General features: G+C 55.0%; 14 protein-coding genes. 4 read left to right on the plus strand and 10 right to left on the minus strand.

Going from position 1 to position 15,334, the window contains the following annotated elements; translation table 11 throughout:
- The first annotated feature begins 162 nt into the window (after positions 1–162).
- A complete protein-coding gene (locus GO984_RS05175; protein WP_157021490.1) occupies positions 163–1,002 on the plus strand; it encodes a universal stress protein in 840 nt (279 codons plus the stop codon).
- A 56-nt stretch (positions 1,003–1,058) separates the two neighbouring features.
- On the opposite strand, the gene GO984_RS05180 is transcribed toward GO984_RS05175, so the two are convergent.
- Together GO984_RS05180 and GO984_RS05185 are read right to left on the minus strand one after the other, a co-directional pair.
- A complete protein-coding gene (locus tag GO984_RS05180) occupies positions 1,059–1,277 on the minus strand; it encodes a hypothetical protein (RefSeq protein WP_157021491.1) in 219 nt (72 codons plus the stop codon).
- Between the two features lie 403 nt (positions 1,278–1,680).
- Positions 1,681–3,003: a serine hydroxymethyltransferase gene (locus tag GO984_RS05185; RefSeq protein WP_157021492.1), complete on the minus strand. Its 1,323-nt coding sequence runs from the start codon at positions 3,001–3,003 to the stop codon at positions 1,681–1,683.
- 150 nt (positions 3,004–3,153) lie between these two features.
- On the opposite strand from GO984_RS05185, the gene GO984_RS05190 reads away from it, so the two are divergent.
- Entirely contained in the window at positions 3,154–4,005 is an 852-nt protein-coding gene (locus tag GO984_RS05190) for a LysR family transcriptional regulator (protein WP_245231009.1), read from the plus strand.
- Here GO984_RS05190 and fnrL read toward each other — a convergent pair.
- Complete coding sequence (fnrL, locus tag GO984_RS05195) at positions 4,002–4,736, minus strand: transcriptional regulator FnrL (protein ID WP_157021850.1); 735 nt, start codon at positions 4,734–4,736, stop codon at positions 4,002–4,004. The genes GO984_RS05190 and fnrL overlap by 4 nt on opposite strands.
- Before the next feature lie 61 nt (positions 4,737–4,797).
- Between fnrL and hemN the strand changes: the two genes are divergently transcribed.
- Positions 4,798–6,153: an oxygen-independent coproporphyrinogen III oxidase gene (gene hemN / locus GO984_RS05200; protein ID WP_157021494.1), complete on the plus strand. Its 1,356-nt coding sequence runs from the start codon at positions 4,798–4,800 to the stop codon at positions 6,151–6,153.
- 57 nt (positions 6,154–6,210) lie between these two features.
- On the opposite strand, the gene GO984_RS05205 is transcribed toward hemN, so the two are convergent.
- The 5 genes from GO984_RS05205 to GO984_RS05225 form a co-directional block, all read right to left on the minus strand.
- Positions 6,211–7,791 (minus strand): ABC transporter ATP-binding protein, encoded by a 1,581-nt coding sequence (locus GO984_RS05205; protein WP_157021495.1) that lies wholly within the window; start codon positions 7,789–7,791, stop codon positions 6,211–6,213.
- Positions 7,788–8,894 (minus strand): ABC transporter permease, encoded by a 1,107-nt coding sequence (locus GO984_RS05210; protein ID WP_157021496.1) that lies wholly within the window; start codon positions 8,892–8,894, stop codon positions 7,788–7,790. Before GO984_RS05210 ends, GO984_RS05205 begins: the two co-directional genes overlap by 4 nt.
- A 3-nt stretch (positions 8,895–8,897) precedes the next feature.
- A complete protein-coding gene (locus GO984_RS05215) occupies positions 8,898–9,983 on the minus strand; it encodes a microcin C ABC transporter permease YejB (RefSeq protein ID WP_157021497.1) in 1,086 nt (361 codons plus the stop codon).
- A 9-nt stretch (positions 9,984–9,992) separates the two neighbouring features.
- Positions 9,993–11,906, minus strand: a complete 1,914-nt coding sequence (locus GO984_RS05220; protein WP_157021498.1) for an extracellular solute-binding protein — start codon at positions 11,904–11,906, stop codon at positions 9,993–9,995.
- Positions 11,907–12,154: 248 nt separating this feature from the next.
- Positions 12,155–12,658, minus strand: coding sequence for a c-type cytochrome (locus GO984_RS05225; RefSeq protein WP_157021499.1), 504 nt, complete (start codon positions 12,656–12,658; stop codon positions 12,155–12,157).
- A 119-nt stretch (positions 12,659–12,777) separates the two neighbouring features.
- On the opposite strand from GO984_RS05225, the gene GO984_RS05230 reads away from it, so the two are divergent.
- Positions 12,778–13,611 carry a prephenate dehydratase gene (locus GO984_RS05230; RefSeq protein WP_157021500.1) on the plus strand — a complete coding sequence of 278 codons (834 nt, stop codon included), beginning with the start codon at positions 12,778–12,780 and terminating at the stop codon, positions 13,609–13,611.
- A gap of 92 nt (positions 13,612–13,703) precedes the next feature.
- On the opposite strand, the gene GO984_RS05235 is transcribed toward GO984_RS05230, so the two are convergent.
- Both GO984_RS05235 and nudC read right to left on the minus strand, forming a co-directional pair.
- Positions 13,704–14,171, minus strand: coding sequence for an SRPBCC family protein (locus tag GO984_RS05235; protein WP_157021501.1), 468 nt, complete (start codon positions 14,169–14,171; stop codon positions 13,704–13,706).
- Between the two features lie 58 nt (positions 14,172–14,229).
- Positions 14,230–15,213 (minus strand): NAD(+) diphosphatase, encoded by a 984-nt coding sequence (gene nudC, locus GO984_RS05240; RefSeq protein WP_167740229.1) that lies wholly within the window; start codon positions 15,211–15,213, stop codon positions 14,230–14,232.
- Between the last annotated feature and the right edge of the window lie 121 nt (positions 15,214–15,334).

Raw genomic sequence — 15,334 nt, forward strand, 5'->3', positions numbered from 1 at the left:
TGTGCCGCGCCAGACGGTTTTAACTGAGCGCTTGATGCAAAATGAAAGGACCTCGTGCTTTGATCTGCATCAAGACATAATGCCTCTAACTATGTGAAGCCTCACACAGAAAGCAATTAGTGCGACCAATTTGAGGTCACACATTCTGCAAGTGAGGTGGAAATGTCCTATAAATCTTTGCTCACCGTTTTGACCGAGGCCAAAACATCCACTGCGCCTCTGGCTCAGGTCTCTGCTCTGGCCGAACGGTTCAACGGGCACGCCGAAGCGCTTTGTCTAGGTGTCGACCGAACCCAGACCGGATACTACTACGCCGGAGCCAACGCTCTGGTGTTGCAAGAGTCCCTGGCCCGCGCCAAAGAAGAAGCCTCCGCCGTTCAAGCCTATGCCAGTGATGTACTGGAAAAGGCCGGTGTGACATGGTCAGCGGAATCCGGCGTCGCACAAATCGCTGACTTAGGTCGGCATGTTGCGCAGCGGGCGCGGTTTTCAGATCTTGTCGTGCTGGGCAAACCCTATGGTCGCGATCGAAATGTCGAAGCCGAGCCCATCGTCGAGGCTGCCCTGTTTGAAGGCCATGCACCCGTTTTGGTGGTCCCGGACGAGATCAACGTGGTTACACAGCCAAAAACTGTCACTGTAGCCTGGAACGAAAGTGTTGAGGCACTGACCGCAATTCGCAAAGCCATGCCCTTCCTGACAGGTGCAGATCTGGTACGGGTGGTGGTGATTGATCCACCAACACACGGGCCTGAACGCTCCGATCCGGGTGGATTGCTAAGCCAGATGCTGTCGCGGCACGGGGTCTCTTGCGAGATTGATGTATTAAGCAAAACCCTAAGCCGGGTCTCCGATGTGCTGAACCGCCACGCCACCGACACCGGATCAGAAATGATTGTGATGGGCGCCTATGGTCACTCTCGCTTTCGCGAAGCAATTCTCGGAGGCGCCACCCGCAACATGCTGGAACAGGCCAAGGTTCCAGTCTTTATGGCGCACTAAAATTTGGCGTAGGGTGTGTGCTTGCACGCACCCATACTTAAAAAGTCCCAAACGGGTCAGAACCTGCGGCCAGTCATGCCGTCGGGATGGTCGGTTAGAAACTTCAGGACAATAGGTGGTAAACGGCTCGGTCCAACGATGCACGTCACTGCACGTTCCAGTGGCTGCACCGCCCCCTTGCTCAATCGATTTGCCTCCGTCTTGGCAGCAGAGGTCGCGCTCTCAACTTCACGCAGATGAAACACCAGAAAGTGACGAATACGGCATGTGTCCATGTGGATCTCCCTCCCTCTGTTGCACCATAGATTCACAGATCATTTGGTTATGGAAACCATAGCCAAAACTCACCACCGCCCTCCCTGTTTTGTACGAACGTGAATTCGCCAAGGAACTGGTGATGATCCAGACCGGTGATGGCACTGATCTGGAGGGGGAGGGATGATGGTCAAAGATACTCGAGGCCGCTTTGCCGACAATCCAGCTTGGGGTCAAATTCAAGGCGGTGATACCCTGACCAGTATTGCGCCAGACTATCAGGAAAGCTGACTGAGTTGCCACAGTCCAGCACAAGGCAGCGACTGGATTCATACGCAGGCTTATCAGGTCTTATCTGAAGCTCGGTGAAACCGAACCGTGGGGGCCGCGCAGATGATTTACACTGCGGGCCCCACGTTTTTGCTATGACCTTACAAAATGCATACCCTGAAACTCTGCTCTAAACGCCGCGACCTCATTGGCCAGTGTTTCCGGTTCAGATGACCGCAGTGCTTGGGCCACCAAAGACGCCAGTGTCGCAGCGTGTTCTGATGTTACCCCACGACGCACCAATTCCGGCGTACCAATCCTCAGCCCGTTCATATCCCCTGCCACCTCGGTGATTGGCAGACCAATACCACAGGCCAAGAATCCCGCCTTACGCAGCTTCTTCGAAGCCCTCTGTCCGCCACCAAATTGTGCAGCTTCTAGTGCAAACTGATGTGACTGAGTTCCCCCGTGAGCTGCCGCAAAGATTGGTAGATCCAACGCTGCCATCTCTTGGGCCAGGGCTTGCGACAGATTTATCATCGCCTGAGCGTATCCCTCTCCGTGCTCGATCCAATCCAGCATGGTCAATGCCAGCGCCGCTGACTTCGCCGCATCAAAGTTTGCCGTCATGCCGGGAAATGCGATGGCATCCAGCTTTTGGGCAATCTCAGCGTCGTTGCTCACAATCAACCCGCCAGCAGGGCCGCCCAGACTTTTGTAAGTGCTCATCGTCATCATATGGGCGCCTTGGTCCAGAGGATTGGCCCAAGCGCCACCAGCAATGATGCCGCATTGATGCGCGGCGTCAAATAGCACCTTAGCGCCCACCTCGTCGGCGATCTGCCGCACCTCTGCGACCGGATGTGGAAACAGGTTCAGGCTGCCGCCAATGGTGATCAGCTTGGGGCGCACCCGCAGTGCCAGATCACGCAATGCGTCCAGATCAACGGTATAGCCATCCGCATTCACCGGTGCCGGGTGGCTTTGCACCCCGTACAAACCCGCACAGCCATCGCCGTGGTGAGTCACATGCCCACCAATTGCAGCTGGCGGCGCGATGATGCTGTCGCCGGGTTGGGTCAACGCCATAAAGCCATAGAGGTTCGCCAATGCGCCAGATCCCACCCGGATTTCGGCATAGCGCGCGTTGAACACCTGCGCCGCCAATTCCGCTGCGATCACTTCAATTTCTTCAATCGCCTCCAGCCCCATCTCGTATTTATCTCCGGGATAGCCGAGCGACGGACGGCTGCCGAGTCCCTGTGCCAGTACAGCTTCGGCCGCTGGATTCATCACATTGGTGGCCGGGTTCAGATTGAAACACTCACGGTCATGGATTTGGGTGTTGCGGGCGATCAGCGCGCCGACCTTTGCTGCGATCTGATCCGAAGAGGCAGCCGCAGTGCGCATTGCCAGCTCTTGTACTCGGGTTTCACACTGGGCAGGCACCCAATCACGTGGGGCAAGATGTATCATAGTAGCCTCCAATTTGGCACATAGGTTTATCTAACCCCACTCAACACCCCAAGCCCCCTTGCCAGCAAATCAGTTTTGCGAAAAAATAGGCTTAGAAAAACTAAGGCTAAGCTCATGCCCGTCTCTCCTCCCAGACCTAAGCAACTACCCATGACTGCGCTGCGCGCCTTTGAAACAGCAGCCCGGCTGGGCGGCTTTGCTGCCGCTGCACAAGAGTTGGGCATTAGTCCCGGTGCCGTGTCCGCCCATGTGAAAACACTGGAAGATAGCCTGCGTGCGCCACTCTTTCTGCGCAGCGCCAAAGGCGTCACACTGACGGCGCTAGGGGCGCGGGTGCTACCCGATTTCACCTCAGCGTTCGATCAGATGGGACAGGCCATGCAACTATTGCACAGCGAGGCCGCGCCGCAGGTTGTCCATATTGCTGCCCTGCCCGCCGTCGCCCAATTCTGGTTGTCGCCACGATTGCCTGCCCTGCGTGCAGCAGCGCCGGACATCGAAATCTCCATCACTGCAATGGAAATGCCGCCCAACTTAAAACGTGCGCCCTATGACTTGTGCCTGTTCTATGATGCCGCGCTAGGCGAAGAGGTCGCCCAAGATGGGATAACGCCGGTCTGCGCTCCTTCCTTTGCCGACCAGCTGCGCAGTCCCGCCGACCTGCAGCATGTCCCATGCCTGTCTGACAGTAGCTGGTCTAAGGATTGGGATCACTGGCTGCAGGCTGCCTGCCCCGACACCGCGATCACCCCGCGTGGACCAGAGTTTTCACTGTATGCCTTGGCGGTTGAGGAGACGGTAAATGGAGCGGGAGTGTTGATTGGCCATACAGCACTCATTGAGCGTCAGTTGAACAGTGGCGCGCTGGTTGCGCCATTCGAAACCGTGGTTTCGCTCCCACTTAGTTTGCGCCTATGGAGCCCTCGCCGCCATCGGCGCGGCAGCCCAGCCGGACAGGTGGCGCGCTGGCTAACTGGGGCTGGCCGTGTCCCCGATCTCTAGATCAGGAACCCGCCATCAGTGTCATCCCCAGCTTCTTCCATCAGCCGTGTCATATCTGGCACTGTAACATGACGCTTGCCTTGCAACTGAATGACGCCATCACGTTTTAGCGCCGACACCTGGCGGCTGACGGTCTCAAGGGTCAGACCCAAATAGTCGGCCATCGCCTCGCGGGTGAGAGGCAGGTCAAAAACCGTAGACACGCTGTTATTGTCAGGCGTCGTATTGCGGCGAGCAATAATGGACAAAAGGCTGGCGATTTTTTCGCGCGCGGTTTTACGCCCCAGCACCAACATCCATTCGCGGGCGGCGTCCAGCTCATCCAGCGTCATTTCCAACAACCGGTGTGCAATGTGCGGTGTCTTGCTCATCAACTCTTCGAACGGCTTTTTGCGGAAACAGCACATGACCACATCAGTTGTGGCCACAACATTATAGGCAGCCCCGTCACGTCCTGGCCGACCAACAAAATCGCTGGGCAGCAGTAGCCCCACCATCTGGGTCCGGCCGTCCTCCATGGTTTGGGTCAGGGTTGCAACCCCCGACACCACGGATCCGACAAAGCCCATTTTATCGCCGGACCAGATTACGGTCTGGCCCGCCTCATAGGTGCGGTAATATTTGATCGCGTCCAGCTCGACGAGCTCATCAGCGTTGCAGCGTGCGCAGACAGCGCGGTGACGGATTGGGCAATCACCGCATTTGCCTGCTGTAAAGTTTGGGGTATTCATCATCGGTCCCAATTGATCTGGGTCAAAGTTAGTCCTGTCGGACTTGAAGTAGATTATCCAAATGACACAGAAATCACAATTGGCCAAGCTCGGTTTATTCGATGCCAAAGTGCCGCGGTACACCAGCTACCCAACCTCACCTCATTTCAGCAACGATGTCGGGCCGGATCGATTTTCCGATTGGATTTCAACGATTAAGCCCAATAGCTCAATCTCGTTGTACATACATGTGCCGTTCTGCCGCAGACTTTGCTGGTTCTGCGCCTGCCGCACACAAGGCACCCAAAGTGATTCTCCGGTGCGCGCCTATCTAGAGGTGCTGAAAGCCGAGATCAAAATGTTGGGGCATATCCTTCCCGAAGGCGTAAAGCTTTCCCGCCTGCACTGGGGTGGTGGCACCCCGACCCTGCTGGCGCCAGATATGATGACGCAATTGGCCGGGTCCATTGCCGAGATCGCTCCGTTTGCCCCGGATGCTGAATTTTCAGTTGAGATCGATCCCAACGAGATCGACGAGGCCCGTCTTGATGCGCTGGCCGCCGCAGGCATGAATCGTGCGTCAATTGGGGTTCAGGATTTTGACGACGAGATACAAAAGACCATTGGCCGGATCCAAAGCTATGACATCACCCGCGACGCGGTTGAGATGATCCGAGCCCGGGGCATCACCAGCCTGAACGCTGATATTCTTTACGGCTTGCCGCACCAGTCACAACAACGGATGACAGAAAGTGTACAAAAGCTGCTGTCACTCAACCCAGACCGGGTGGCGCTATATGGCTACGCGCATGTTCCGTGGATGGCCAAACGCCAGCAGATGATCCCCTCCGAGGCCCTGCCCACACCGCAGGAACGGCTGGACCTCTATGATACCGCCCGCAAGCTGTTTCTTTGGGATAACTATGCAGAAATTGGCATCGACCATTTTGCCACTCAGACAGATGGCCTGACCGTTGCTCAGCAAACCGGCCAACTCAAACGCAATTTTCAGGGCTACACTGATGATCAGTCAGAAGTTCTTATCGGGTTGGGTGCCTCGTCTATTTCTCGCTTTCCGCAGGGCTACGCTCAGAACGCCTCTGCCACGTCGGCCCATACAAAGGCGATTCGTGCGGGCACGTTCTCGACGAGTCGCGGCCATACATTCCGAGGTGAAGACCGCCTACGCGCGCGACTGATCGAGGTCCTAATGTGTGATTTTCGGATCAACTCAGCAGAGATCCTGGCTGATTTCGACATCACACCAGCGGCGTTGCATCAGCTATACACAGACGCCACCAATCGCTTCCCCGAGATGCTGCAAATCTCGTCTCAGGGACTATACATCCCTGAAAAAGCCAGACCGCTCACGCGGATGATTGCCCGCAGTTTTGATGCTTACGATCTCAGCAAGACTGGACACTCTTCGGCGATCTGATGATTTTAAACTATTAACGTAACTAAGCCCGGCCAACACTCGGCCGGGCAGATCCTGTCACCTTGCCGCAGTCAGCAATGTACGCGTGTACTCATGCTTAGGGTTGGCAAAGACATCCTCGGCCATGCCAGTCTCCACCACATCGCCTTGCTTCATCACCATCACTTTGTGCGACATCGCCCGCACCACGTTCAAATCATGCGAGATAAACAGATAGGCCAGCCCATGGCGCCGCTGCAGGTCCCGCAGCAAATCAACGATCTGTACTTGCACAGTCATATCCAGCGCAGACGTCGGCTCATCCAGAACCACGAGCTTGGGTCGCAGCACCATCGCGCGGGCAATGGCTATGCGCTGACGTTGACCACCTGAAAACTCATGTGGGTATCGATCCATCGCAATCGGATCCAAACCCACCTCTGTCATGATATCTGCAACCAAATCACGTGGATCACGGTCTGGCTCGATTTTATGTATCCCCACACCCTCAGCAATGATCTGGGCGCAGGTCATCCGTGGCGACAACGATCCAAACGGATCTTGAAATACGATCTGCATGTCCTTGCGAAGCTGCCGCAAATCTTTGGTCGAGTACTTGCGCAGATCGTCACCGTGAAAGCTCACTCCACCCTCAGAGGCGATCAATCGCATAATGGCCAATGCCATTGTTGTCTTGCCCGAGCCACTTTCGCCGACAATGCCCAATGTTTCGCCAGCCCGAACGGAGATCGACGAGGCGTTGACCGCCTTGATGTAACCAACTGTCCGCTTAAAAAACCCGCGTTGAATGGGGAACCAAACTTTCAACTCGTCGGTCCGGATCAGTTCCTGAGCTTTTTCGGGCACCGGCTCCGGATGGCCAGAAGGTTCGGCCGCCAGCAACATCTGGGTGTAAGGGTGTTGTGGGTTACCAAAAATCTCAGCCGTTGGGCCGGCCTCCACGATCTCGCCATCCTTCATCACGCAGACCTTATCGGCGATGCGGCGCACGATGTTCAGATCATGGGTAATGAACAACAACCCCATGCCTTCGCTGGCTTTCAAGTCGCCCAGCAGGTCCAGGATCTGAGCTTGGATCGTCACATCCAGCGCTGTGGTTGGTTCGTCGGCGATCAACACGTCTGGCTTGTTGGCCAACGCCATCGCAATCATCACACGCTGACGTTGTCCGCCAGATAGCTGATGTGGATAGGCCCCAAGCCGATCCTCGGCATCCCGGATGCCAACCTTTGCCAATAGTTCCAGGATCAGCGCCCGCGCCGCCGCGCCCGCCAAACCCTGATGCAACGCAATAGACTCGGCCAGCTGCTTTTCGATCGTATGCAGAGGGTTCAACGAGGTCATCGGTTCCTGAAAAATAAAGCTGATGTCATTGCCACGCACCTCCATCAACCGCTGGTCATCAGCGCCAATCATTTCCTGACCGTCGTAGAGAACAGATCCCTCAACAGAGGCACTGTCACCCAGCAACGAAACCGTCGACAAAGCTGTGACAGATTTTCCTGAGCCACTTTCCCCAACCAGCGCCACGGTTTCACCACGATCAACTGTAAAGGAAACACCTTTGACCGCCATCGATGACTTGCCGTCCTGGCGGAATGAAACACGCAGGTCGTTCACTTGTAAAAGCGCGCTCATGAGAAGGTCTTTCTGGGATCAAATGCATCGCGCACGCCTTCGAAAATGAAGACCAGCAGCGACAGCATGATGGCAAAGGTGACAAACGCAGTGAACGCCAGCCAGGGCGCCTCAAGGTTCTGTTTCGCCTGCAGGGTCAACTCACCCAGTGATGGCGCAGACGCAGGCAGACCAAATCCTAGGAAATCCAGCCCTGCCAGCGTGCCAATGGTACCGGTGATAATGAAGGGCATAAAGGTCAGCGTTGCCACCATCGCGTTTGGCAGCATGTGCCGGAACATAATGGTCACGTTGCTTACCCCGAGCGCCTTGGCAGCCCGGACGTATTCCAGATTTCGAGCCCGCAGAAATTCAGCGCGCACCACGCCCACAAGGCCCATCCATCCGAACAAGATCATCAACCCAACAAGCAACCAAAAGCTGCGACCAAGAATGGCAAACAGGATAATGATCACATAGAGTTGCGGTGTTCCTGACCAAATTTCGATAATCCGCTGGAACACCAAATCGGTCCAGCCGCCAAAGTAGCCCTGTATTGCGCCAGCCAGAATGCCAATCACGCTGGAGACGCCGGTGACGATCAGGGTGAATAAGATCGACAACCGGAACCCATGGATCACCCGCGCCAGTACATCGCGCTTGGTATCGTCAGTCCCCAACCAGTTCTGTGAATTGGGTGGCAGAGGCGCAGCCCCGGGGCGGTCTACGGTCGTGTTGTAGGAATAGGGAATGAGTGGCCACAGGGTCCAGCCTTTGTCAAACCCTTCCGCTTGGTAACTGCCTGCGCCTATCTCTTCAATGATACCCTCGGGATCATCAAAACAGTCTTGGATCCCGCCCGATACGATCAGGCATTCAACTTCGGGATCACGATAGATAGCTTCTGTCTGAAAATCGCCACCAAAGGCGGTTTCAGGATAGAAGTTGAACACCGGCGCAAATATTTCGCCGCGATAGCTCACCAGAATCGGTTTGTCGTTGGCAATAAACTCGGCAAAAAGGGTGAGGCCAAACAGCACTGAAAAGATGATCAGCGACCAGAATGCACGTCCATTACGGCGAAAATTGCGCCAACGGCGTTGGTTAAGCGGAGACATAGCCATCTGTTATCCCTCCCGCTTTTCAAAGTCGATGCGCGGATCAACCAGCACATACATCAGATCGGAAATAATCCCTACAACCAGTCCCAAAATGCCAAAGACAAACAATGTGCCAAAAATCACCGGGTAATCACGGGCAACGGCGGCCTCAAAGCCCATACGCCCAAGGCCATCGAGCGAGAAAATGGTTTCGATAATAATCGATCCACCAAAAAAGACGCTGACAAACACCGCAGGGAAACCGGCAATCACAATAAGCATCGCGTTGCGGAACACATGGCCGTACAACACTTTGCTTTCGCTTAGCCCCTTGGCCCGAGCAGTGATCACATACTGCTTCTTGATCTCATCCAGAAACGAGTTCTTGGTCAACAGCGTCAGGGTCGCAAAAGCGGCGATTGTCGACGCCAAGACGGGCAGCGCAATGTGCCAGGCATAATCGGCAATCTTACCAAACAGGCTCAGGCTTTCCCAATTGTCTGATGTTAAGCCCCGCAGCGGAAAAATCTGCCAGTATGACCCACCGGCGAACAGGACCAGCAGCAGAATGGCAAACAAGAAACCGGGAATAGAGTAAGCCGCGATGATTGCTGCGCTGGTCCATGTATCAAAACGGCTGCCATCACTGATTGCCTTGCGAATGCCCAGCGGAATCGACACCAAATAAGCGATCAATGTTGACCACAGGCCAAGCGAAATCGAAACTGGCATTTTTTCCAGAACCAGATCCAGCACGCTGATTTTGCGGAAATAACTCTCGCCAAAATCCAAACGTGCATAATTCCCCAGCATTAGAAAGAACCGTTGCAACGGTGGCTTATCCAGCCCGTATAGTTCTTCCAGTTCTTTGATTAGCTCGTCTGGCAAGCCACGAGACCCGACATAGCTATCATTTCCACTGTCTCGCATGGTCTCCACATCCGAGCCCCCGCCGGCAAACCCTTCGAACACATCTCCCCCGCCCTGCATTTCGGCGATTGCCTGCTCAACGGGACCACCTGGAACAAATTGCACCATGGCAAAATTGATCACGAGGATGCCAAACAGCGTGGGAATCACCAGAAGCAAGCGGCGGAGGATATAGGCGGCCATGACCGGCGCCTACCGCAACACGCCAGAGGTAACCAACGCCGCAGCGCGGTCCTCGTCGATCCACCACAGGTCATCAAAGCCCAGCGCATACGGCGGCAAGTTGTCCGGGAAGCTATACATATCCCAATAGGCCACCCAGTACTTGCCCAGGTACCAGGTCGGAATCATAATCCGTTTGGACAACAATACCCGGTCCAGCGCCCGCACATTTGCATGTAGTTCTTCGGTGGTTTTTGCTTGGACAATATTGTCGATAAGCGGCTCGATATCAGGACCATGCACACCAGTTGGGTTGAACAGAGAGTAGGACGCCGCCTCTTCGCCGAATTTCTGATACAATCCCGTCGAGGGTTGCAAAGAATTTCGATAGCCCGCCACCATCATGTCAAAATCACGGTCACGACGCCGTGCAGTAAACTGCGCATTGTCGATCCGGTTGTATTTAGCATCGACACCCATAACGACCAGATTGTCGACATAAGGCTGAATGATCCGGTCTAGCGTTGGCTGATCCGATAGGAATTCAACTGACAGGGTTTGGCCATCCGCATTGCGGCGAATACCATCATCCCCGACAGCCCATCCCGCTGCGTCCAAAAGTTTCATGGCCTTCCGTATATTACGACGATCATTCTGACGTTTGGAGCTGGATTCATGGGCGGTGATAACCTCCTCAGTCAAGATCGCTGGGTCGAGAGCATCACCTAAACTTTGCAACACTTCCAACTCGCGACCTTCTGGCACTCCCGTGGCCTGAAGCTCACTCCCCTGCCAAAACGAATGGCGCTGCTGAAAGAGCCCATACTGCAAGCTTTCGTTGGTCCATTCAAAATTATAGGCCAGCTGCATTGCCGCTCGTACTTGAATGTCCTGAAACTGTGGCCGATCCAGATTGAACACAAAGCCACTTGCACCCGGCACGTCGCCGTCAAAGAAATCACCTTTCACAACGTTTCCAGCGTGCATCGCAGGGAAGTCATAGGCGGTCGCCCAGCTTTTGGAGTTATTTTCCTGACGCAGAGTAAAGGCCCCGGATTTGAACCCCTCCATGGCCGCAACAGAATCGGTGAAATATTCAATGCGGATACTGTCATAGTTGTGGCGACCAACATTCACATTGATGTTGTCGCCCCAATAATCCGGGTTCCGCTTATAGACCACACGCCGGTTGATGTCATAGCTGTCCAGCATATAGGGGCCCGACCCGATACCCGGATCTAGGCGTGGCTCATCCAAACGGCGGTTTTCGGGATCTGCTTCAAACCAGGCTTTGGAGTAAATCGGCGTTCCACCAACCTGTGAAATCATCGCACGCTTGGGGAAATCAGGAGAAAAATAGAATTTCACCCGATGTGGACCCAACGCCTCGGCCTTGGGGATACGTTTACGCACTGCATCAGCGTAAGATTTCAAACCTTGGTCCAGCAGCAGATTATGAGAGAACACCACATCATCGGCGGTGACCGGGGAACCGTCAGAGAATACCGCCTCGGGGCGCATATTAAAAATGACCCAATCCTGGCTTTCAGGGTACTCTAGGCTTTCCGCCACCAACCCATAGTATGAAGCCGCTTCATCATAAGATGGCGTCAACAGTGATTCAAAATGCTCGGTCGAGCGCGCAGCACCACGCCCTTTGCGGGTGTAGGGGTTAAAGCTGTCGAACGTCCCCTGCGCCCCATAAGACAATTGGCCACCGCGAGGTGCATCTGGGTTCACATAATCGAAATGTGCAAATCCTGCCGGATACTTCAAATCGCCAAATTCAGAAAACCCATGGCTGGTGATGATTTTCTCTTCAGCTTGCAAGAAACTGGCAAACCCCAGAGCCAATATCAGCCCCATGACCATCACACTCAGGGCCCGCTGTCGCGCCCTATTGTCAATCACGCGGGCTCGTACAACGCTACGGGGTGTGCTCATCTGCTAATCCTCCGATGCCCGCGTCTTTTTGATCGGGCCTGTCCCGGTTAAGCTAAAGGCCGGGCGTGGTAACTTTCAAGTTGAAATAACGTGATTTTTTCCCGCAGCAACCGCAATTGACGAATGAATTTAAACGCTCTGCGCGGAAAATCGCTGCAAATTACCTGCCAAATTCAAGCAACAAATAGAAAAGGGCCGCAGCAAAAGCAGCGGCCCTTTGATCTTAAAGTCCAGTAAGACAGAACGGCTTAACCGTCCAGGCTGTCCAGATATGCGATCAGGTTAACCCGGTCGCTCTGTTTTTTCAGGCCCGAGAAACTCATTGTTGTCCCGGACACATAGCTTTTTGGTTTGGCCAGGAAAGCGTCCAGACGCTCAGCGGTCCAATCACCGCCAAAGCCAGCCATTGCAGCCGAGTACCCAAACCCAGCAGCGCCGCCAACTGCGCGGTCAACCACGCCATACAGGTACGGACCAGTGGCGTTATCGCCATCTTCCAGTTTGTGACAAGCTGAACATTTCTTGAAGACTTTGGCGCCTTTGCCAACGTCAGCCCCAGCCATCAACTCCTCAAAGTTGACCTCCGCCACTTCTTCTTGTTCACCTGCCTCTTCCAGCTCAATCACATAGGACGCCTCACCGTGGCTATCCATATGATAAATTTCTTCTGCAGCCCATTTGCCCAAAAGGAGAACCAGGAACGCGCCGCAGAGTCCTGCAGCCGCTTTGGTAAGGGTCATCGTGTCAAACATGATCGCGAGTCCATTTTCTATAACTGAGGGGGTGTCTAAGGCTTCCCCCGGCAACTGGCAAGGTATAGACAACGCGACGAAATGCCCTTTTAAAGATCTTTTGCACGGAAGTCGCACAAATGACCCGGAAAATTGCCATTCAGGGGGAGCTGGGCTCCTATAGTCACGAGGCCTGCCGCAATGCGCGGCCCGGATTTGAGGTGCTGCCCTGCCGTACATTTGAGGATGCCATCGATGCCGTCCGCGGTGGGAACGCTGATCAGGCGATGCTACCAGTTGAAAATTCGACCTATGGTCGGGTCGCTGATATCCACCGCCTACTACCTCATAGCGGGCTGCATATCGTCGACGAGGCCTTTGTTCGCGTTCATATCAATCTGCTGGTGGTACCGGGGGCAACCTTGGAAGACGTACAGGAAGCACATTCGCATCTGGTGCTCTTGCCGCAATGCGCCGGCTTTCTGCGTGAACACAGTATTCGCGGTCGTGTCAGCCCCGACAACGCCCGTGCCGCCCGCGAAGTCGCTGAACGTGGTGACATTCACCACGCCGCTCTGGCCAGCGAACTGGCAGGTGAAATTTATGGGCTGGACGTGAAGGCCCGCCATATCGAAGACGAAGGCAACAATACAACGCGTTTTGTGATTATGTCACCCGAGCTCGATACAAGTCGGCGTGGCGCCCATGGCATGATCACCAGTTTTGTATTTCAGGTCCGCAACATCCCTGCAGCGCTATACAAAGCGATGGGCGGTTTTGCCACCAATGGCGTCAACATGACCAAACTGGAAAGTTACATGGTCGACGGTTCCTTTACCGCCACCCAATTTTATGCTGACATCGACGGGCACCCGGACGATGCAAATGTCCAGCTGGCGTTGGATGAGTTGGCATATTTCACAACCAACATCGAAATCCTGGGCGTGTTTCCAGCCGACAACGGCAGATTCTAACGATCAAAGTTTGTGTAGGGTGTGTGCTGGCACGCACCTGCCCTGCACCGCCTTTTGTGTAAAGGTGCGTGCAAGCACGCACCCTACATTTTTCAGGCCGTCCGGCTCAGCCGCTCTTCGGTCAGTTTGGCAAATTCCGCGACACGCAACTTGTAGCGCTTGGTCAGCTTGCTTTTGGCCAGCTTCAGCGATTGCACCAGCAACCGCCCGGGCAGAGTTCTCGGCTTCAGCTCAAGCGTAACCACCATCCGGGTGCGCCGGGGAGACAAGGCCAACAACTCCACGTCGAGCCCGCCCTCAATCCCGCCGCCTTCTGCGGACAGCCGCATTCCGGTCACCGGCTCGTACTCGGCCAGCTTCAGGTGCAATTCACGGCTCTTACCGCGATACAGAAACTGCACATCCCAGCCAAGTCCGCTGGCCGGCGCCGCGACATCGCCCATGCGCTGCACTTCAACCCCGCGGCGAATAGCCGACCGTTCAAAGCTTTCAAATTCACTGAGAACGGCAAAAACCTCGGCAATGGGAGCCTCGATGTCTTCCTTGCTCACAAATTTCATGGTGTCCCCATCAATTTAATTTTCATCACAACTATCGAATGTGACGTTCTTATTCGTCTCAATCCAGCCTATCCGCAAGCCAGTTCTGTAACAAGAAATGTGCAATTGAACCTTTTCGGGCCGCACTGATTCTGGGATGTTCGCTGGCAAACACCATCATCATATCAGCGCGACTGACCCAAAGCGCATCTTCAATCTCTGTGGTATCAATGGTTAATTCGCGCTCCAGCGCAAGACCTGCACAGCCAAACATCAACGACATTGGAAACGGCCAGGGCTGGCTGGACAGATAGCTGACAGCCCCCACTCGTACGCCTGCTTCTTCAAACACTTCACGACGCACGGCGGCTTCCAGGGTTTCGCCAGGTTCAACAAAGCCGGCCAGTAGCGAATACATCCCTTCGGGCCAACCCGGTGACCGCCCCATCAGCACCGAATCTCCATGTGTGATCAGCATGATCACCACCGGATCCGTGCGTGGAAAATGTGAGGCGTTGCAGTCCGGGCAATTGCGTTGCCACCCCGCCTGAGCAACCGCGCTGGCTGCACCACAGCGGGCACAGAACTGGTGGCTGTGGTGCCAGGCCAGAACGGCCTTGGCCGTCGCTGCCAGTTCGGCCTCAAGTGGCGTCAGGAACGCCATCATCCGGCGCAATTCAGTAAACACGTCACCAACCGGCAGGTCGGGGTGATGCTGTTCGCTGGCATCGGCAAAGCTGGCCAGCATGGCCTGATCCAGCGCATCAGGCTGCCAATCGCTCATATCGCAGGCGAACTGTGGTGCACCCTTCGGTGTCAGCCCCAGAAAAATTGCTTGGCTTTGGCGCGCCTGCGCCAAGGGGTGATCTGTTGGTATCATAGCCAGTTGATCCGGAGACGATCCGCGCCCGCTGCGGCGGGAAAGTGGTTTACCCTGCCATATCAACATCACCTCAGCCTGCGGATCTGCCCAGGCCGCTGCCAGTGCTTTGGGATCTTCACGCAAATGAGCAGCCCGATCCAGACCTCCACCGCCAAAGGTCACCTGTTCTGCTCGCTTCACCTTGCGCTCCCTAGACTATTCTCAAGTAACAGCACCGCCTCTTGGCAGCACACTTGCCGATATTTCTGCCAGATGTGCACTTTTAACGTAACACTAACAGTGTCGCACCTTGCACATGGAC

Source organism: Parasedimentitalea huanghaiensis, assembly GCF_009753675.1.
Lineage (GTDB): Bacteria > Pseudomonadota > Alphaproteobacteria > Rhodobacterales > Rhodobacteraceae > Parasedimentitalea > Parasedimentitalea huanghaiensis.